This is a genomic window from Micromonospora sp. WMMD708 (assembly GCF_049315245.1).
GTDB lineage: Bacteria > Actinomycetota > Actinomycetes > Mycobacteriales > Micromonosporaceae > Micromonospora > Micromonospora wenchangensis.
Window position 1 is genome coordinate 4,579,547 of the sequence record NZ_CP186060.1, and the last position, 18,475, is coordinate 4,598,021.

14 protein-coding genes are annotated in these 18,475 nt (G+C 72.4%); 6 read left to right on the forward strand and 8 right to left on the reverse strand.

The window, feature by feature from the left end; genetic code table 11:
• Positions 1-134: 134 nt before the first annotated feature.
• The 3 genes from ACN260_RS20135 to ACN260_RS20145 all read right to left on the reverse strand — a co-directional run bounded on the left by ACN260_RS20135 (position 135) and on the right by ACN260_RS20145 (position 1,984).
• Complete coding sequence (locus ACN260_RS20135; protein ID WP_422752556.1) at positions 135-680, reverse strand: SRPBCC family protein; 546 nt, start codon at positions 678-680, stop codon at positions 135-137.
• A gap of 96 nt (positions 681-776) precedes the next feature.
• Positions 777-1,790: a cupin-like domain-containing protein gene (locus ACN260_RS20140; protein WP_422752557.1), complete on the reverse strand. Its 1,014-nt coding sequence runs from the start codon at positions 1,788-1,790 to the stop codon at positions 777-779.
• A complete protein-coding gene (locus ACN260_RS20145; RefSeq protein WP_422752558.1) occupies positions 1,787-1,984 on the reverse strand; it encodes a hypothetical protein in 198 nt (65 codons plus the stop codon). Before ACN260_RS20145 ends, ACN260_RS20140 begins: the two co-directional genes overlap by 4 nt.
• A 116-nt stretch (positions 1,985-2,100) precedes the next feature.
• Here ACN260_RS20145 and ACN260_RS20150 point away from each other — a divergent pair, with 116 nt between their 5' ends.
• Positions 2,101-2,790 (forward strand): YoaK family protein, encoded by a 690-nt coding sequence (locus ACN260_RS20150; RefSeq protein ID WP_422752559.1) that lies wholly within the window; start codon positions 2,101-2,103, stop codon positions 2,788-2,790.
• A 204-nt stretch (positions 2,791-2,994) separates the two neighbouring features.
• Positions 2,995-8,460 (forward strand): carboxyl transferase domain-containing protein, encoded by a 5,466-nt coding sequence (locus ACN260_RS20155; RefSeq protein WP_422752560.1) that lies wholly within the window; start codon positions 2,995-2,997, stop codon positions 8,458-8,460.
• A gap of 65 nt (positions 8,461-8,525) precedes the next feature.
• Here ACN260_RS20155 and ACN260_RS20160 read toward each other — a convergent pair whose 3' ends face one another.
• The 4 genes from ACN260_RS20160 to ACN260_RS20175 all read right to left on the reverse strand — a co-directional run bounded on the left by ACN260_RS20160 (position 8,526) and on the right by ACN260_RS20175 (position 13,372).
• The gene (locus ACN260_RS20160) at positions 8,526-10,139 is read right to left on the reverse strand and encodes a class I adenylate-forming enzyme family protein (protein ID WP_422756771.1); all 1,614 of its coding nucleotides are present in this window, start codon (positions 10,137-10,139) and stop codon (positions 8,526-8,528) included.
• Between the two features lie 188 nt (positions 10,140-10,327).
• Complete coding sequence (locus ACN260_RS20165; protein WP_422752561.1) at positions 10,328-11,092, reverse strand: ABC transporter permease; 765 nt, start codon at positions 11,090-11,092, stop codon at positions 10,328-10,330.
• 25 nt (positions 11,093-11,117) lie between these two features.
• Positions 11,118-12,098, reverse strand: coding sequence for an ATP-binding cassette domain-containing protein (locus ACN260_RS20170; protein WP_422752562.1), 981 nt, complete (start codon positions 12,096-12,098; stop codon positions 11,118-11,120).
• Positions 12,099-12,190: 92 nt separating this feature from the next.
• Positions 12,191-13,372: a glycosyltransferase gene (locus ACN260_RS20175; RefSeq protein WP_422752563.1), complete on the reverse strand. Its 1,182-nt coding sequence runs from the start codon at positions 13,370-13,372 to the stop codon at positions 12,191-12,193.
• Positions 13,373-13,540: 168 nt separating this feature from the next.
• Here ACN260_RS20175 and ACN260_RS20180 point away from each other — a divergent pair, with 168 nt between their 5' ends.
• The 4 genes from ACN260_RS20180 to ACN260_RS20195 all read left to right on the forward strand — a co-directional run bounded on the left by ACN260_RS20180 (position 13,541) and on the right by ACN260_RS20195 (position 17,412).
• Positions 13,541-14,485, forward strand: a complete 945-nt coding sequence (locus tag ACN260_RS20180; protein ID WP_422752564.1) for a 3-oxoacyl-[acyl-carrier-protein] synthase III C-terminal domain-containing protein — start codon at positions 13,541-13,543, stop codon at positions 14,483-14,485.
• A gap of 89 nt (positions 14,486-14,574) precedes the next feature.
• Positions 14,575-15,516 (forward strand): 2-hydroxy-acid oxidase, encoded by a 942-nt coding sequence (locus ACN260_RS20185; protein WP_422752565.1) that lies wholly within the window; start codon positions 14,575-14,577, stop codon positions 15,514-15,516.
• A 28-nt stretch (positions 15,517-15,544) separates the two neighbouring features.
• On the forward strand, positions 15,545-16,765 hold the full coding sequence (locus ACN260_RS20190; RefSeq protein ID WP_422752566.1) for an AAA family ATPase: 1,221 nt from the start codon (positions 15,545-15,547) through the stop codon (positions 16,763-16,765).
• Between the two features lie 26 nt (positions 16,766-16,791).
• Positions 16,792-17,412 carry a hypothetical protein gene (locus tag ACN260_RS20195; protein ID WP_422752567.1) on the forward strand — a complete coding sequence of 207 codons (621 nt, stop codon included), beginning with the start codon at positions 16,792-16,794 and terminating at the stop codon, positions 17,410-17,412.
• 37 nt (positions 17,413-17,449) lie between these two features.
• On the opposite strand, the gene ACN260_RS20200 is transcribed toward ACN260_RS20195, so the two are convergent.
• Positions 17,450-18,469 (reverse strand): histidinol-phosphate transaminase, encoded by a 1,020-nt coding sequence (locus ACN260_RS20200; protein ID WP_422752568.1) that lies wholly within the window; start codon positions 18,467-18,469, stop codon positions 17,450-17,452.
• Between the last annotated feature and the right edge of the window lie 6 nt (positions 18,470-18,475).

Genomic DNA, 18,475 nt, shown 5'->3' on the forward strand with positions numbered 1-18,475 from the left:
ATCAAGCCGCAGGCCCTCCGGTGATCAAGCCGCAGCCCCCGGTGATCAAGAGGAAAGGGTCAGCCGGCGGGCGGTTCCTGACGTCTTTCTCTTGATCACCGGGGGCGGGCGGGAGGCGGGAGACTGGGGGTGGATCAGGAGGTGCGGTTCTCGGCCAGGGCCTTGATGCCGTCGAGCACCGACTCGATGTGCGAGCGGAGCTGACCGAGCCTCGACTCGACGATCTGCTCCTCGTGCTCGGGGGCCTGGTCGATCACGAGGCTGAGCCCGGAACGGCCCGGACCGACCCGGACCGTCTGCCGCAGCCGGGTACCGGCCCCCTCCGGTTCCAGCTCGAACCGCCAGGTGGCCGCCGGCGACGACACGTCGGCCCGGCCGGCACCGTCCGGGCCGGCGAACATGCCGTCCACGTCCGTGACGACCCACCCGAAGACCCGTTCCTGGTCCAGTTCGGTGACGTAGGAGGCGGTGCGCCACTCCCCGATGCGCGGATGGCTGTTGTACCCGAGGAAACTGGCCCCCTTGGCCAGTTCCTCGGCACCCTCGAACCACTCGACCCGCTGCAACTCGGGGCTCAGCCGGGCCGGCAGGTGAATGTCGGTCACCAGTTCCCAGACCCGGGACGGAATTGCCTCGACGTAGACCTCGTAGGTCACGCCCGGCCCATCGGCATAACGCAAAGTCGCCACCTTCGCTCAGATCCGGCGTGCCGGATCACCCCACAATGTGATCGACGATAATGCATGTCGACAAGGGACCGTAGGGCTGCCCGGTCCTCACCGGTGCGGTCCGGCCGCGGGCGGCGTGGCCATCTTGTGGTTCTGCCCCGGGACGGCGAAGTGATGGAAGCTGACCGTCGCGCTGACCTCCAACGCCTGCACCCAGTGCCACCAGCCGACCGGCACGAACAGCAGCTGACCCGGCTCCAGCACGACGTCGAGCACCGTGGCCTCGGCGTAGCGGGGGTGCCGGGTGAGGTCCGGGTCCGCCGCGTCGACCGCGCTGAACGTGCCGCCGCGCGGATAGACCAGGTGCCGCTCGTACGACGGCACCAGCCGGACGTGCTTGCGGCCGAGCACCTGACCGAGCAGCACCGAGCTGTTGTCCACGTGCAGCGGGGTCACCGTGCCGGCCGGTCCGAGCAGCAGGTGACCGAGCCCGGACGGGTCCACGATCCCCCGTGGGGCACGGATGTCGGCGACGAGCGGGCGCAGCGCGCCGGACCAGTTCTCGTTGCGCGGCACCATGTAGTAGTCGTTGGTGCGCCGGCCCGAGGCGAGCAGCGCCAGGTAGTCGCGGAACGGCATGCTGGTGCGGTGCCTGTCGTACTGCCAGGCGTGGTCGGGGTTGGCCTCCCGGCCGGTCATCACCTCGACCACGGCGTCACCGCAGGCCGCCGCCAGACCGTCCAACGTCCAGCCGAGGGCGGGCCAGTCGGCCATCAGGCCGTCCAGCACGACCGGCCGGTTGCCGAAGTAGTAGCGGGAGAAGAACTCCCCGGGGTCGAGGTCCGCGCGCCGCTCCAGCGTCCGCCCGCCGTCGCTGTCGCGTAGCGTCCGGTACGTGTCGAGGACCGACTCCAACCAGTCGTAGCGCAGGGCGAGCCGCCGGCACACCGCGAAGTACGGATGGTCGGCCAGGTCCCGCAGCTCGGCGTCGACGGCGTCGGGGTCGGCGGACCCGGCGACGGCGACGGCCCGCGCCTGCGCCACCGACGCGCCCATGGCCAGGTTCTCGACCAGCCACTCCCGCCAGGCCGGGTCGAGCCGGGACGGGACGACGGTGGTCATGCCCCGGCCGCCGGCACGAGGGTGAGCCGGGGCGGGCGGACCGCCTCCTGGCAGGTCGGGTACGAGTTCTTCACGTGCTCGGGGAAGTGCTCGGCGGCCGGCGGCGGGGTGAGCCGCAGCTCCCGGGCGTACTCCTGGCAGTTGACGTAGGAGCCCTTGACGTGGGCGGGGAAGTGGTCCGGCAGCTCGGTCATGGGGCCAGTCAACGGGCCCCGGCGTCCCGGCCACCAGGGGTCGGTGTCCCGGCCACCCGGGACGTTCCCGCAGGTCATGGGTAGACTGCCGGCCGGAAACGATCATCGGAAGGGTCATGACGAAGAGCTACGAGGTGCCGCTGCTGGTGCTGACCGCGGCGACCGGCGCGGTCGACGGCGTCAGCTATCTCGCCCTGGACCGGGTCTTCACCGGCAACATGACGGGCAACGTGCTCTTCATCGGGTTCGGCCTGGCCGGGGTGTCCGGCCTGCCGGTGCTCAACAACCTGGTGGCGTTGCTGACGTTCATGCTCGGCGCGGTGCTCGCCGCCCGACTGACCCGGGGCGCGCCCGGGCCGGCGGCGTTGCCCGCCGCCGGCCTGGCCATCCTGGTCGGCGGCAGCGTGCTCTCGCTCGCCCTGGCCGGTTTCTGGCTCGCCACCGGCCCACCGGCGCACGGGGTGATGCTGGCCGTCACCGGCCTGCTCGCCCTGGTGCTCGGCGCGCAGGCCGCGGCGGTCAGGCACATCGGCATCCGGGACCTCTCGACGGTGGTGGTGACCATGACCATGGTGAACCTCTCCGCCGACAGCCGGGCCGCCGGCGGTCCGGGCACGGCCTGGCTCCGCCGGTTCGGGGCGATCACCACGATGGGCCTGGGCGCGTTCGTCTCCGCGGTGCTGACGTTGCGGGTGAACGGGGCGGTGGCCCTGGTCGTGGCCGGCGCGCTGTTGACCCTCGGCACGACGCTGGTCGCGGTGGTCCGCCGCCGGGAGGTCGCTGCGGCGGCGTCGGCGCACGGCTGACCCCGGCGACCTGCGGCGGGTGCCGCAGAGCCTCCGGCACGGGCGGGGAAGACCAAAAACTTTTGTGGGGTTCCTACAACGGTCACCGCTCAGGGTTCGGTGATTACGACATGGCGCTACCGGCCGGCACGCGGAAGGGTGATCGCTGTCGGGGGTCGATGCCTTGCGGCGCGTACTCGTGGATCTACCGGAGGAGTCGGTCGGGTGTTCAGCCGTGTCGCCATCGTCAACCGGGGTGAGGCCGCGATGCGCCTCATTCACGCGGTCCGAGAGCTGGCCGCGCAGACCGACACTCCCATCGAGACGGTGGCCCTCTATACCGATGTCGACCGCACCGCGACCTTCGTCCGCGAGGCCGACATCGCCTACGATCTGGGGCCGGCGTCCGCCCGGCCGTACCTCGACCTGAAGAAGCTCGAACAGGCCCTGGTCGAGACCGGGGCCGACGCGGCGTGGGTCGGCTGGGGCTTCGTCGCCGAGGACCCGGCCTTCGCCGAGCTGTGCGAGAAGATCGGCATCACCTTCGTCGGGCCGAGCCCCGACGCGATGCGCAAGCTCGGTGACAAGATCGGCGCGAAGCTGATCGCCGAGGAGGTCGGCGTGCCGGTCGCGCCGTGGAGCCGGGGCGCGGTGGAGACCCTGGAGGCCGCGATCGCCGCCGCCGCCGAGATCGGCTACCCGCTGATGCTCAAGGCGACCGCCGGTGGTGGCGGGCGGGGCATCCGCGTGGTCACCAGCGACGCCGAGCTGACCGACGCCTACCAACGCACCAGCCAGGAGGCGGCCCGCGCCTTCGGCAGCGGGATCGTGTTCCTGGAGCGCCTGGTCACCGGTGCCCGGCACGTCGAGGTGCAGGTGATCGCGGACGGTCAGGGCACCGCCTGGGCGCTCGGCGTACGGGACTGCTCGGTGCAGCGGCGCAACCAGAAGGTCATCGAGGAGTCGGCCTCGCCGGTCCTCGGCCCGGAGCAGACGGCCGAACTCAAGTCCTCGGCCGAGCGGCTGGCCGTCGCGGTCGGCTACCGGGGTGCCGCCACCGTCGAGTTCCTCTACCACCCGGGTGACCGGCTGTTCGCCTTCCTGGAGGTCAACACCCGGCTCCAGGTGGAGCACCCGATCACCGAGCTGACCACCGGGTTCGACCTGGTCAAGGCGCAGTTGCACGTCGCGGCGGGCGGCCGGCTCGACGGGGTGCCGCCGGTGGAGCGCGGGCACGCCATCGAGGCCCGGCTCAACGCCGAGGACCCGGACCGCGACTTCGCCCCCGCCCCGGGCCGGATCGCCCGGCTGGACCTGCCCGCGGGTCCCGGCATCCGGGTCGACACCGGGGTCAGCGAGGGCGACACCATCCCGGCCGACTTCGACTCGATGATCGCGAAGATCATCGCGTACGGGCGGGACCGGGACGAGGCGCTCGGCCGGCTGCGCCGGGCGATGGCCGAGACCACGTTGATCATCGAGGGTGGCGCGACGAACAAGAGCTTCGTGCTCGACCTGCTCGACCAGCCCGAGGTGATCGACGCCAGCGCCGACACCGGCTGGATCGACCGGGTACGCGCCGAGGGCCGGCTCGTGTCGCACCGGCACTCCGCCGTCGCGCTCGCCGCCGCCGCGATCGAGGCGTACGAGGAGCAGGAGCGGGCCGAGCAGCAGCGGCTGCTGTCGACGGCGTTCGGCGGGCGGCCCCAGGTACAGCACGCCAGCGGCCGGCCACTGGACCTCAAGCTGCGCGGCGTCGGCTACCGGATGCGGGTGGCCCGGGTCGGCGCGCACCGGTTCCGGGTCGGCATCGAGGTCGGCGGCGACGTGCACACCGCCGACGTCGAGCTGGACCGGTTCGACAGGCACACCGGGCAGATCGCCGTCAACGGCGCCCGGTACCGGCTGCTCACCGGCACCCACGGCGCGATCCACCTGGTCGAGGTGGACGGCGTGACCCACCGGGTCGGCCGCGACGAGGGCGGTGTGGTCCGCTCGCCGATGCCGGCGCTGGTCGTCGCCACCCCGGTGGAGGTGGGCGCCGAGGTCGAGGCGGGCGCACCGGTGCTGGTGCTGGAGGCGATGAAGATGGAGACGGTGCTGCGGGCACCGTTCCGGGCCCGGCTCAAGGAGTGCGGCGTCTCCGTCGGCAGCCAGGTGGAGGCCGGCGCGGCGCTGCTGCGGCTGGAGCCGCTCGGCGACGACGCCGACGACGCCCCGGGTGCCGAGGCCGCAGCGCCGGTGGCCCTGGACCTGCCCACCGCACCCGACCAGGCCCCGGCGGTCGAGCGGACCCGACGCGGCCAGGAGGACCTCCGTGGGCTGCTGCTGGGCTTCGACGTGGACCCGCACGACGACGGCCGGGTGCTCGACGAGTACCTCGCCGCGCGGCGGGCCGCCATCGACGACGGCCACCGCCCGCTGGCCGAGGAGATCGACCTCGTCGACGTCTTCGCCGACCTCGCCGAACTCAGCCGCAACCGGCTGACCGGGGAGGACGTCAGCGGCGACAACCACGTCCCCAGCGCCCGCGAGCACTTCCACACCTACCTGCAGAGCCTCGACGTCGAGCGGGCCGGTCTGCCGGCGGCCTTCCAGGCCAAGCTGGCCAAGGCGCTCGGCCACTACGGCGTCACCGAGCTGGACCGCTCCCCCGCCCTCGAGGCCGCCGTGTTCCGGATCTTCCTGGCCCAGCAGCGGGCGTCCGCCGACGCCACGGTCATCGCCACGCTGCTGCGCTCCTGGCTGCGCGAGCCGCCGCCGGACGCGGTGCTGCGCGAGCCCGCCGGTCTCGCGCTGGAGCGGCTGGTGGCGGCGACGCAGGTCCGGTTCCCGGTCGTCGCCGACCTGGCCCGCGGGGTGGTGTTCGCCTGGTTCGCCCAGCCGCTGCTGCTGCGCAACCGCGCCCGGCTGTACGCCTCCGTCCGCCGGCACCTGCGTCACCTGGACGCGCACCCGGATTCGGCGGACCGCGCCGAGCGGGTCGCGGAGATGGTCCGCAGCACCGAGCCCCTGGTGCGGGTGCTCGGCCAGCGGCTCGTGCGGGACCACCTCGACAACGCGGTGATGCTGGAGGTGCTGACCCGGCGGTACTACGGCAACAAGGGCCTGGCCGACGTGCGGACCCGGCGGGTGGCGGACTGCACGTTCGTGGTCGCCGAGCGGGCCGACTCCAGCCTGCTCTCCGCCGCCGTCCGGTTCGACGCGCTGGGCGACGCGCTGCGCGGGCTCGCCGAGCTGGCCGCTGACGGCTCCGCCGTCGACGCCGACATCTACCTCGGCTGGGAGAACCAGCCGGAGGACTTCGACGCGATGGCCGCCGCGCTGCTTGAGGTCGTCAACGCGCACCCGCTGCCGGCCCAGGTCCGCCGGCTCACCACCACCGTCGCCGGGCGCGGCGGCGCGGTGATGCACCACCACTTCACGTTCCGCCCGTCGAGCACGGGGATGAGCGAGGAGCGGCTGATCCGGGGCCTGCACCCGTACATCGCACAGCGGATGCAGTTGGAGCGGCTGCGCAAGTTCGACCTGACCCGGCTGCCGTCGTCGGACGAGGAGGTCTACCTCTTCCAGGCCGTCGCGCGGGAGAACCCGTCCGACGAGCGGCTCGTCGCGTTCGCCCAGGTACGCGACCTGACCGCGCTGCGGGAGCACGACGGGCGGCTGGTCGCCCTGCCCACGGCCGAGGACATCGTCGCCACCTGCCTGGACTCGATCCGTCGGGCGCAGACCCGTCGCCCGGCCAAGACCCGCTTCAACACCAACCGGATCGTCATCTACGTCTGGCCGCCGAGCGACCTCACCCGCGAGGAGATGGAGATGATCGCTGGGCGGGTCCGCCCGACGACCGTCGGCGCGGGGCTGGAGGAGATCCTGTTCATCGCGCGGCAGCGCGACCGCCGGACCGGCGAGCTCAACAAGATCGCGGTGCGGATCGCGTTCGACGCCACCGGCGGGGCCGAGCTGACCATGGGTGAGCCGCCGGTCGACCCGGTCGAGCCGCTCGACGACTACCGGCTGAAGGTGCTGCGGGCCAGCAGCCGCAACACGGTCTACCCGTACGAGCTGACCGGGCTGCTCGGCCAGTTCGTCGAGCACGACCTCGACGACGACCACGCGCTGGTGCCGGTGGACCGGCCCCGGGGACGCAACACGGCGGCGATCGTCGCGGGCGTGGTCACCACGCCGACCCCGAGGCACCCGCAGGGCGTCACCCGGGTGGTGCTGCTGGGCGACCCGACCAAGTCGCTGGGCGCGCTCTCCGAGGCCGAGTGCCGTCGGGTGATCGCCGCCCTGGACCTCGCCGAGCGGATGCGGGTGCCGCTGGAGTGGTACGCCCTGTCGGCCGGCGCGCGGATCTCGATGACGTCGGGCACCGAGAACATGGACTGGGTGGCGGCGGCGCTCAAGCGGATCGTCGAGTTCACCCAGGACGGCGGCGAGATCAACATCGTGGTCGCGGGGATCAACGTGGGCGCCCAGCCGTACTGGAACGCCGAGGCGACGATGCTCATGCACACCCGGGGCATCCTGGTGATGACCCCGGAGGCCGCGATGGTGCTCACCGGCAAGCAGTCGCTCGACTTCTCCGGTGGGGTGTCCGCCGAGGACAACTTCGGCATCGGCGGCTACGACCGGGTGATGGGCCCCAACGGGCAGGCGCAGTACTGGGCGCCGAACCTGACGGCGGCTCGGGACGTGCTGATGTCGTACTACGACCACACGTACGTCGCGCCCGGGGAGAGCGAGCCGCGCCGGGCGACCACCGTCGACCCGGTGGACCGGGACGTCACCACCTTCCCGCACACCGTGGCGGGCAGCGACTTCACCACCGTCGGCGAGATCTTCTCCGCCACCGCCAACCCGGACCGCAAGAAGCCGTTCGACATCCGTACGGTGATGCGGGCGCTGTCCGACCAGGACCACCCGGTGCTGGAGCGGTGGGCGGGCATGGCCGACGCGGAGACCGCGGTGGTGCAGGACGTCCACCTCGGTGGCATTCCGGTCTGCCTGCTCGGCATCGAGTCGCGGTCGGTGCCCCGGCGTGGCTTCCCGCCCACCGACGGCCCGGACACCTACACCGCGGGCACCCTGTTCCCCCGCTCGTCCAAGAAGGCCGCGCGGGCGATCAACGCGGCCAGCGGCAACCGGCCGCTGGTGGTGCTGGCCAACCTGTCGGGCTTCGACGGCTCACCCGAGTCGATGCGCAAGCTGCAACTGGAGTACGGGGCCGAGATCGGCCGGGCGATCGTCAACTTCCGGGGACCGATCGTGTTCTGCGTGATCTCCCGGTACCACGGTGGGGCGTTCGTGGTCTTCTCCAAGGCGCTGAACCCGAACATGACGGTGCTGGCGCTGGAGGGCTCGTTCGCCTCGGTGCTCGGCGGCGCCCCGGCGGCGGCGGTGGTGTTCTCCGGCGAAGTCAACGCCCGTACGGCGGCCGACCTGCGGGTCCGCGACCTGGAGGCGCGGGTCGCGGCGGCCACCGGCACCGAGCGGGCCGCGCTCACCGCCGAACTCGACGAGACCCGCGCGGCGGTCCGTGCGGAGAAGCTCGGCGAGGTGGCGGCGGAGTTCGACCGGGTGCACAACATCGGGCGGGCGGTGGAGGTCGGCTCGGTCGACGCGGTGATCCGGGCCGCCGAGCTGCGCCCCCGCATCATCGAGGCGATCGAGTCCCGGCTGGGCTGACACCCGCCGGTAGCGCCCCGCGCCCCGGCCGCCGTGAGCGGTCGGGGCGCGGGGCGCTTCACCGGTCAGCCGGTGGTGGCCGCCCCGGCGTCGGCCAGCAGCCGCTGGCGCATCAGGAACTTGCGGACCTTGCCCGTCGGCCCCATCACCACGCCGTCGGCAGGCACCGTGACCACCCGCCGCAGCGTCGCCGCGACCACCGGCCCGAGGGCGGCCCGGACCTGGTCGGAGCGGTCGAGTTCCGGGTCGGCGTCCTCGGCGAGCACGAGCAGCACCTCGGTGACGGTCTGCTCGTCGGCCTCCCGGGCCGCGATGACCGTGCAGTCCCGTACGTCGGGGCAGTGTTTCAGGATGCGTTCCTCGGACAGCGCCGTGTAGAGCCAGTTGCCGTCACCCAGGTCGACCGCGTCGCTGGCCCGGTCGACGTGGTGGTAGTTGCCGTCCGGGTCGCGGTACATCAGGTCACCGGTGAGGTAGTAGCCGCCCAGCCGGGTGCGGAACGTGTTGACCGAGTCGTTCCAGTACCCGAGGGCCAGGGTCGGCGACTTGAGCCCGACGTGCCCCACCTGCCCCTCGGGGACCTCCTCGCCGGTGGCCACGTCGAGCAGGGCGATCTGCGCGAACGGGTACGGCTTGCCGACGCAGCGGTCGTAGTTGTCGCTGCCGAGGCGGTGGCTGATCCGGAACGCGCCGTGGCCCATCTCGGTGGAGCCGAGCATGTCGACGAACTTGGACCCGGGCACGTCCACCATGCCCTGCCGGGTGTACGCCGGGTGGCTGCCCACGGCGACCAGCCGCCGCACGTGCGACTCGTGGGCGCAGTCCCCGGTGTTGAACCAGTTGCGCACGGAACCCAGGTCACGGGTGGTCAGGTCGTGGCGGGCCAGCTCGGACCAGGTCACCGCGAAACCGAAGACGCCGGTCGGCCGCCAGCGTTCGATGGCGTCGAGGATCGTCTCGGCGCTGCTGGCGAACGGGCCGCCCTGCGCCGACAGGTAGAGCAGTTGGTAGCTGTTGCACAGCGCCTGGTTGACCGTGATGATGCCGGCGGCGTGCGCGGCCGGCAGCACGGACAGCTCGCGTACCTCGCCGTACGGACGGGACTCGGTGAGCCGGACGGCCCGGATGGCGGCGAACAGCCCGTGGTGCGAGTGGACGATCGCGGCCGGCACCCGGGTGGTGCCCGACGAGTGGGTGATCGCGACCGGGTCCTCGGGGTGGTGACGGTAGTGCGGTGGGGCCTGGTCGGGGTCGCCGGTGCCGGTCTCCGCGGCGTCGCCGAGGATCGGCGTCCCGAGGTCGTGCTCGCGCAGCGCGGCGTGATCGGCGTCGACGACGACGCCGACACCGCGCAGCCGCCTGATGAACTCGGCTGCCAGCTCGATCGGCATGTTGCCGTTCATCAGGGCCGGGATCGCGCCGAGCCGGTTGAGGGCGAAGAAGTTGAGGAACACGTCGGGCGCGGACGTCACATAGACCGCGACCGGGTCACGCCAGCCGATGCCCCGCTGCCGGAACCAGTCGGCGCGGGCGGCGACCCGCTCGGTGAGGGTGGCCAGCGACAGCGGCGTCCAGGCGGGGATGCCGTCCACGTCGACGTCGAAGGTCACCCGGGGCAGGTCCGGGTCGGCGCCGTGCTCGGCGAGCCGGAGCAGCACATTGCCGGCCCCCAGCTCCATGTCGGCCGCGAGCGTCGCCCGGAAGTTGTCGGCACCCAACGAGTTGTCTCCTCACCTGGCACGCTCACGGTCACCGCACCACGGCGCAGCGGCCGATCTGGGACACGCTCAGGCTAGAGCGCCGACCACCGGCAGACAATGGCCAACATCAATCCTGGTCACACCGGCCCGGTCGACTGCGGTCCGGCTCAGGAGACCTCGCGGTTGAACAGGTGCGACGACCAGACCAGGCTGATCGCGGCCAGCACGATCATGATGAGGGCACCCTGCCAGACCACGGGCTCGGTGAGCTGCCCGTTGAACAACGCCCGCATGCCGTTGGTCGCCCACGAGAACGGGTTCCAGACCGCGACCTGCTGGATCCACAGTGGTGCGAGCACCAGCGGGATGAGCACCCCGGCGAGCAGCGAGATCGGCTGGCCGACGGTGTTGACCAGCACGCCGAGGCTGTTCTCGTTGCGCACCAGCAGCGCGATGTCGTACGAGATCGAGGTGCTCAGCAGCACCATCACCGACAGCAGCGCGTACGAGATGAGCAGGTTGCCCAGGTGCACCCGCAACCCGAACGGCAACGCCACGATCGTGATGATCACCGCCTGCACCACGTTCAGGCAGACGTGCATCAGCGCCCGGCCCAGCAGCAGGCCGGTACGGCTCACCGGGGTCACCCGGCACCTGTCGATGATGCCGGCGCGCAGGGCGCTGAGCAGCCCGTACCCGGCGAACAGGCCACCGAACAGGCCCATCGCCACGAACAGGCCGGGCACGTAGATGCGGTAGGCGTCGGCGTACGAGGAGGCGCCCCGGTCGACCATCACCACCTTGAGGAAGGGGGCGAACAGGATGAGGTAGGTGACCGGCTGGGCCAGGCTGAACGCCACCATCACCGGGTTGCGCACCATCAGGCCGACCTCCTGCCCGAAGATCAGCCAGGTGTCGCGGACCAGTTTCACTGCGGCTCCTCTCGTACCGGCCGGGTCATTCCTCCAGGGAGCGGCCGGTCTTGGCCAGGAAGACGTCGTCGAGGCTGGGCCGGCGGGCCTCGATCGCCCCGGGCTCGATCCCCCGCGCCAGCAGGGTGCGCATGATCTGCGGGATCGCCGTCGCGGCACTGTCCACGTAGAGCCGCAGGGTGCCGTCGACCGCCTCCGACGAGTGCACGTACGGCTGCTCGGTCAGTAGTTTCGTGGCGATCGGCAGGTCGGCGTCGGCCGGGCCGTCGGTCACGTCGGCGCGGGTCAGGTCGATCGCGACCACGTCACCGGAGATCTCCCGCTTGAGATCCGACGGGGTGCCCTCGGCGACGATCCGACCACCGTCGATGATGGACAGCCGGTCGCACAGGGTGTCGGCCTCGTCGAGGTAGTGGGTGGTGAGGAAGACCGTCATGCCCTCCGCGCGCAGCCGCCGGACCTCCTGCCACATCCGCACCCGGCTCGGCGGGTCCAGCCCGGCGGTCGGTTCGTCGAGGAAGATGACCTGCGGGGAGTGGATCACGCCGAGCGCCACGTCGAGCCGCCGACGCTGCCCCCCGGAGTACGTCCTGATCCGCCGGTCGGCGAAGTCGTCGAGCTGGAACGCGCCGATCGCCGCCTCGGCCCGGCGCTGCGCCTCGGCCTTGCCGAAGCCGTACAGCCGGGCCTGGAGCACCAGGTCCCGGCGGGCCGTCGAGTCGTCGTAGGTGCCGCTGGCCTGGGCCACGAAACCGATCTGCCGACGCACCTGGGCCGGGGCCCGCAGCAGGTCGACACCCGCGATCGTCGCCCGCCCCCCGTCCGGGCGGATCAGCGTGGCCAGCATCCGCATGGTGGTGGACTTGCCCGCGCCGTTGGGACCGAGGAACCCGACGATCTCGCCGCGCTGCACGGCGAAGTCCACCCCGCGTACCGCCTCGACGGTGCCGGCGTTGCGGCCCCGGCCGACCCGGTAGGACTTGCGCAGGTCGGTGGCCTCGATCATCGAGCCTCCTCGGACGGCGACGACGCCGGGCCACGGGGTGTCGACCCACGGGTGTCGACGGTGGACGGCGACACCCCTGCGGGTGCGTCAGGTCAGGCTAGTGTGGCCGTACCCGAAGGACAATGGTCGATGGGCCGGGCGGCCAGGGCGGCGAGGTGCCGGGCGGCGGCTGCTGCGCCACCGGCGGCGGCGAACGACTCGGCCACCCGGCGGGCCCCCTCCCGGTAGGCCGGATCGTCGAGGACGGCGGTGAGCGCGGCGGTGAGGTCCGCCGGAGTCGCCGAGGCGAACGCGACCTCGATGCCGGCGCCCGCGTCGGTCACCTGGCGGGCCACCGTCGGATGGTCGTGCCGGATCGGCGCGACGACCACCGGTACGCCGTGCGCCAACGCCTCGGTGACGGTGCCCAGCCCGCCGTGCGACACCACCGCGTCCAGCCGGGGCATCAGCTCCAGCACCGGCACCCGGGGGGCGGCCAGCACGTGTGCGGGCGGGTCGGGCAGCACGTCGGGCGAGGCGGTGACCACCACCTGCACCCGGTCGGCCAGGGCCGCCGTGGCCGCCATCATCCGCCGGTAGAAGTCCCGGGCCAGGTGCTCGGCCATCGTCCCGACGGTGACCAGCAGGTGCCGGCGGGAAGGGTCCCAGGCTGCCCGGTCGAAGGCCGGCGCGTCGGGGCGGTGGCCCAGGGCCGGGCCGGTCAGCACGCACCGCGCCGGCAGCGGCGTCGCGCCGGTCAGCGCCGTGCTGGTCAGCCCGATCACCAGGTACGGCGAGAAGCGCAGGTCGATCGCGTCGTCGACGGGCAGGTCGGTCATCGCCCAGACCCTGGCCAGTTGCGCGCGAACGTAGTCGGTGAACCCGGGCAGGTCCGGCGGGGTCAGTTCCAGCGCGCCCACGCAGAACGTCGCCCACGGCACCCCGTGCCGGTGCGCAGCCAACGCGCCGGCCAGCGCGTACTGGTCGACGACGACGACGTCCGGCCGGTGGTCGGCCACCGCCCGGTCGACGGCGTCCCGGATGAACCGGTTGACCGGCAGCACGTGCCCCTCCCAGAGGCTGCGTACCGACGCCATGCCCGACTCGTCGCCGTTGCGGAAGTACCGCTTGCCGGTCGGGTAGAGCGTCGCGTCGGGGCCGATCAGCGGGCGCAGGTCGGTGCGGGGACCGCACCACGCCACCTCGTGCCCGGCCGCCCGGAGCGCCTGGCCGATGGCGAGCGGGGCGTTCAGGTGCGAGGCCACCGGCAGGACGACGAACAGGAAGCGGGCCACGTCGATATTCTGGCACGCGTTGACAGCGACGGACGCCGCTGATGGGATTCCTGCCGTGGCGGTCGACGAGCAACGTTCCCGGGTACGACCATCCACTGTGCCGTACAGCGGTGGGGCGGGTTCCGGCCCGGTCACCGGCCGTCCCCGGTCGACCCCGGCACCGGCGGTATGACGGCGCTCGACGCGGTCGCGGTCCACCTGCCGCCGCACCGCGTCCCGATCGAGAGCCTGGCCGGCCCGCTGGAGCTGACCGAGATGCAGGTCCGGCTGTTCCGCCGGTTCCACGGCCTCGACCAGGTACGCCGTGATCCCGACCGGTCCCTGGCCGACCTGCTCCGACAGGCCGCCACCGCGCTCACCGCCCTGCGCGGTCAGGAACACCGGGTCCGGTTCGTGCTGTACGGGCGGGCGTTCCCCGTCGTCGTGCCGTACCCGGTCAACCCGTTGCACGACGTCTGCCGCGCGCTGGGGCTCCGCCACACGGTCGCCTTCACCCTGACCCAGCAGTCCTGTGCCAGCGCGCTGCTCGCCATCGAGATGGCCGGCCGGCTGCTGGCTGCCGAGCCGGGGCCGCACCCGCCGGGCGGGGGGCCGTTGGCGCTGGTGCTCACCGCCGAGAAGGCGTTCACCCGCGACGCCCAGTTCATCCCGGAGACCTCGGTGTTCAGCGAGGGGGCGTCGGCGTGCCTGGTCAGCCTCGACGGTCCCCGCGACCGGCTGCTCGGCTACGCGTGCCGGCAGCGGGGCGAGTTCGACGTCGCCGGTGGCGCGTCCGGCGCGCAGTTCCAGCGCGAGTACCGGCCGGCGCTGGCCGACGTGATCGGCCGGGCCCTCGCGGTGGCCGGGGTGACCCTCGACGACATCCGGCTGATCCTGCCGCACAACGTCAACGTGGTGACCTGGCAACGGTTGAGCCGGCTGATCGGGTTCCCCCGCGACCGGGTGCTGCTGGACAACGTCCGGGAGACCGGCCACGTGTTCTGCGCGGACGCGTTCACCAACTACCTGACCGCCCGCGACCGCGGCCTGCTGAGCCCGGGTGACCGGTACCTGGTCGCGGCGGTCGGGGCCGGCGAGGGCGCGACCTTCGCCGCGATGGTCTTCGCCCACTGACACCGCGATGGTCTTCGCCCACTGACACCGCGCCGGTCTGCGCCCACCGGGACCGCGCGCCGGCCGGACACCGAGGAAGGAGCACCGCGATGGCGGCCCCGTCGACCGAGCTGCACCTGATCCGGGCCGCCCGGCGGGTCTTCACCGGGCCGGCCACGCTGCTGGACGATCCGGACCAGCGGGCCCGCTCCGCCCGCTACCTGGCCGACCTGGCCATCCCGTACGGGCTGGAACTGCCGGACGGCCCGGGGCAGGAGGCGCTGGGCAGGTCCCACGCGGAGATGGCCGAGGCGTTGATCGGGGCGCTCGTGCCGCCGCACGAACCGGTCGACCTGCTTGTGCTGGCGTTCGCCCGGCACGACGTGCTGCCCGGCCGGGCCACCGCCACCTACCTGAGCCACCTCTGCCCGGGGACACCGCTCTCCTTCGCCGTCTGCGACCAGGGACCGGCGGCGGTCGTCAGCGGTCTCCGGCTCGCCCACGCGTATGCCTCGTCCGGCGGCGGCACGACGGCCCTGGTGATCGCCGTCGACCAGGCCGTGCTGCCGTACCACACGCCGACGCCCGCCCCGGCCCGGCAGCAGGCCGTCGCGATGCTCTTCCGCACCGCCCCGGCGGGCGGGGCGGTGCCCGAGCACACCGGCGACGTGGTGCACGCCCCGGCCCGCACGACGGTGCTCCGCCAGCATCCGGACGTGGCGGCCGGCGACGTCGCCGCGCTGGCCGGGTCCGAACTGGCCACGCTGTCGGCGGGCCGGCCCGACGCCCGGCTGGTGCTCGGTGTCGGCCTCGCGGCGGCCTGGCCGACGCACCCGACCGACGGGGTGACCGTCGCCCCGCCGGGACAACCGGTCACCGGACCGTGGTGGACCCTGCTCGACGTCCTCACCGCCGACCCGGACCGCTCCGGGCCGGTGCTGACCGCCGACTACGACCCCGACCTGCGCTACCTCTGCCTGACCGGCTGGGAGACCACCACCACCCGCCCGGTTGGCGACGCGGACATCGCCCGGGCCGCGCCGACCGCCTAGACGGAGATCCACCGGGTACGCTGCGGGCGTGGCTGTCCGGCGTCCCCCCTACCTACTCCGGCTGAAGGTGACCAACTTCCGGAGCCTCCGCGACGTCGAGGTGCGTCTGGGGGCGCTGAACGTGCTCGTCGGCCCCAACGGCGCAGGCAAGTCGAACTTCCTCGATGTCATCGCGTTCCTGGGCGACGCCACCCGGGCCGACCTGGCGCCGGCGCTCGACCGCCGCGCGGGATTCGATCGGGTGGCCTTCCGGGACGCGCGGGGGGCGCGGCAGACGATCAGCATCGAGGTAGAGGCCGCAGTCACCAGAAACAGTTCCTTGAAAACGACCGACACTTACACGCTGGAGTTCTCCGCCGACAAGCTCAAGTCGGGTCGCAGCGAGAGGGAGCGGTACTACCTACGGCGAGCCGAGAGCTTCGCGTTCAAGCGGACGGCCGGTCCGGGCCGGCGCATCACGGTCAAGGGTGGCCTGATCACCTTCCACAAGCCGGAGGGCGGCGAGGACACCGCCAGCCTGCGGGAAGGTTCGCTCGGCCTGTCCACCCTGCCCAAGCTCAGCCCCGAGGACGGCGGCGAGCAGGTCGAGGCCCTGGCTGACATGTTCGCCAGCTTCCGCGTCTTCGATGTCGACGTCGCCGCCGCGCGGCAACCATCACAGGAACGTGCGAGTGAGCGTCTACACGATGACGCGAGCAACCTCGCCGCCTTCCTCGCCTTCCTCGCCGACCGGCACCCCGATCGGTTCGACGCGCTGCAACGCGACGCCCGTGCGTTCATTCCCGGTCTCGAACGTCTTCAGTTCACCGCCATCGGCGGTGCCGGTGAAGGAACGGTCCTCACCCTGGTGGAGCAAGGCCTGTCCGGGGCGACCACGCTGCAGGAGGCCTCCTACGGGTCCATCCGCGCCCTCGCGCTGCTCTCGCTGCTCTACGACCCGTCGCCGCCACGACTGACCTGCATCGAGGAGATAGACCACGGGTTGCACCCGCACATCCTCGACCGCCTGGTAGAGCTGTTGCGCGAGGCGTCCGGACGCACGCAGTTCCTGATCGCCACCCACTCCCCCCCGCTGGTCAACCGGCTGACGCCGGACGAACTCATCGTGTGTGAGCGGGGCGCGGACGCCGCGTCGAAGATCCCCGCGATCGCTCCCGAAGCTGTCAAGGCCATGGAGCAGGAACTACACGGCGAGCTCGGGTTGGGTGAGCTGTGGTTCTCCGGCGCTCTCGGGGGCTGCCCGGAATGATCGCGAGACGAGGTGAGAACCGCTCGGTGGTGGTGATCCTCGGCGAAGACGACAACGACCGCAGGACGATTCAGATCCTGGTGGCCGCATTGCGCCCGGACATCCCCCGCGGAGCCCTCAGGCCGCTCCGCAAACCGATGTCGCTGGTCCGCAACGTGCCCCCGCAGCGGCTGCCGAGCCAGTCGACGAAGACCGCCGCCCTGCTGCGGGCCGTCGACGTGCGGACCCCGATCCGCGCGGTCCTCATGCACGAGGATGCCGACGAGGTGGAGCCGGCACACGAGAAGCTGATCGCGAAGATCGAGGACAGCCACCGGTCGCTGCGCTGGCCGGTACTCGCGATCGTGCCCGCGTGGGAGATCGAGACCTGGTGGTTCCTGTTCCCCGACGCGGTCCACGCCGTCCGTCCCACGTGGCGTCGACCGGACCAGTTCGCCGGACGGGACGTCGGCAGGATCCGCAACGCGAAGGAAGAGCTCAAGAAGGCGGTCACACCGCCGGGCGCACGACCGTCGTTCCAGACCTACACGGAGGCCGACAGCATCGCCATCGCCGAGCGAATCGTGGCACTCGGCCAGCTGACGCCTCCCTGGTTCGCCCGCAGCGCCAGTTGGGAGACGTTTCTCGACAAGGTCAAGCAGCTGTAGAAAGCGTCTTCCCGAAGCCCACGCTCCGACCTCGCGGTCACGTGGGCCAGGTGTTCTGGACAAAGGCGCACAGCCGCTCGTTCGCCTCGTCGGTGCCGACGGTGATCCGGACCCCCGCGCCGGGCAGGGCCATCACCAGGATGCCGGCGTCGCGGGCCCGCTCGGCGAACGGCACCGCCCGCTCCCCCAGCGGCAGCCAGACGAAGTTGGCCTCGCTGGGGGCCACGGTGAGGCCGATGCCGCGCAGCGCGTCGATCAGCCGGGCCCGCGCGGACGCCAGGTCGGCGCAGCGCCGGGTCAGCTCCGGGGTGACCGCCTCGTCGAGGCTCGCCACCGCCGCCGCCTGGGCCAGGCTGTTCGGGAAGAACACCGCGCCCACCATGCCGGCCAGCGGTGTCACCCGGGGTGGCACCACCGCGTAGCCGACGCGCAGCGCAGCCAGCCCGTACGCCTTGGAGAAGGTACGCAGGACGCAGACGTTGTCGTGGGCGCGGAACAGGTCCATCCCGTCGGGCACCTGCGGGTCGGTGACGAACTCCCGGTACGCCTCGTCGATGATCACCGGCACGTCGGCCGGGATCCGGTCCAGGAACGCCTCGATCTCGTCGCGGTGCAGGACCGCGCCGGTCGGGTTGTTCGGGTTGCACAGCAGCACTGCTCGGGTCTGGTCGGTCACGGCGGCGGCCATCGCCGGCAGATCGTGGCGGTAGCCGTCCATCGGCACCGGTACGCCCCGGGCCCCGACGTTGCCGATGATCAGCGGGTAGCCCTCGAAGGACAGCGCCGGGTGCACCACCTCCGGGCGCGGCCCGAGCGCCTGGACGAGGTGCTGGCACAGCCCGGCCGAACCGGGCCCGACGAGGATCGACTCCGGCCCCACGCCCAACCGGGCGGCCAGCGCGCCGCGCAGCGCAGCGGCGGTCCGGTCCGGGTACCGCTGGAGGGCGGCGGCCCCGTCCTCGACGATCCGCCGGATGCTCGGCAGCGGCGGGTACGGCGTCTCGTTCATCGACAGGTCGGCCGGCGGCTGGGTGCCGACGGGGGTGGCAGTGGTCATCGTCGC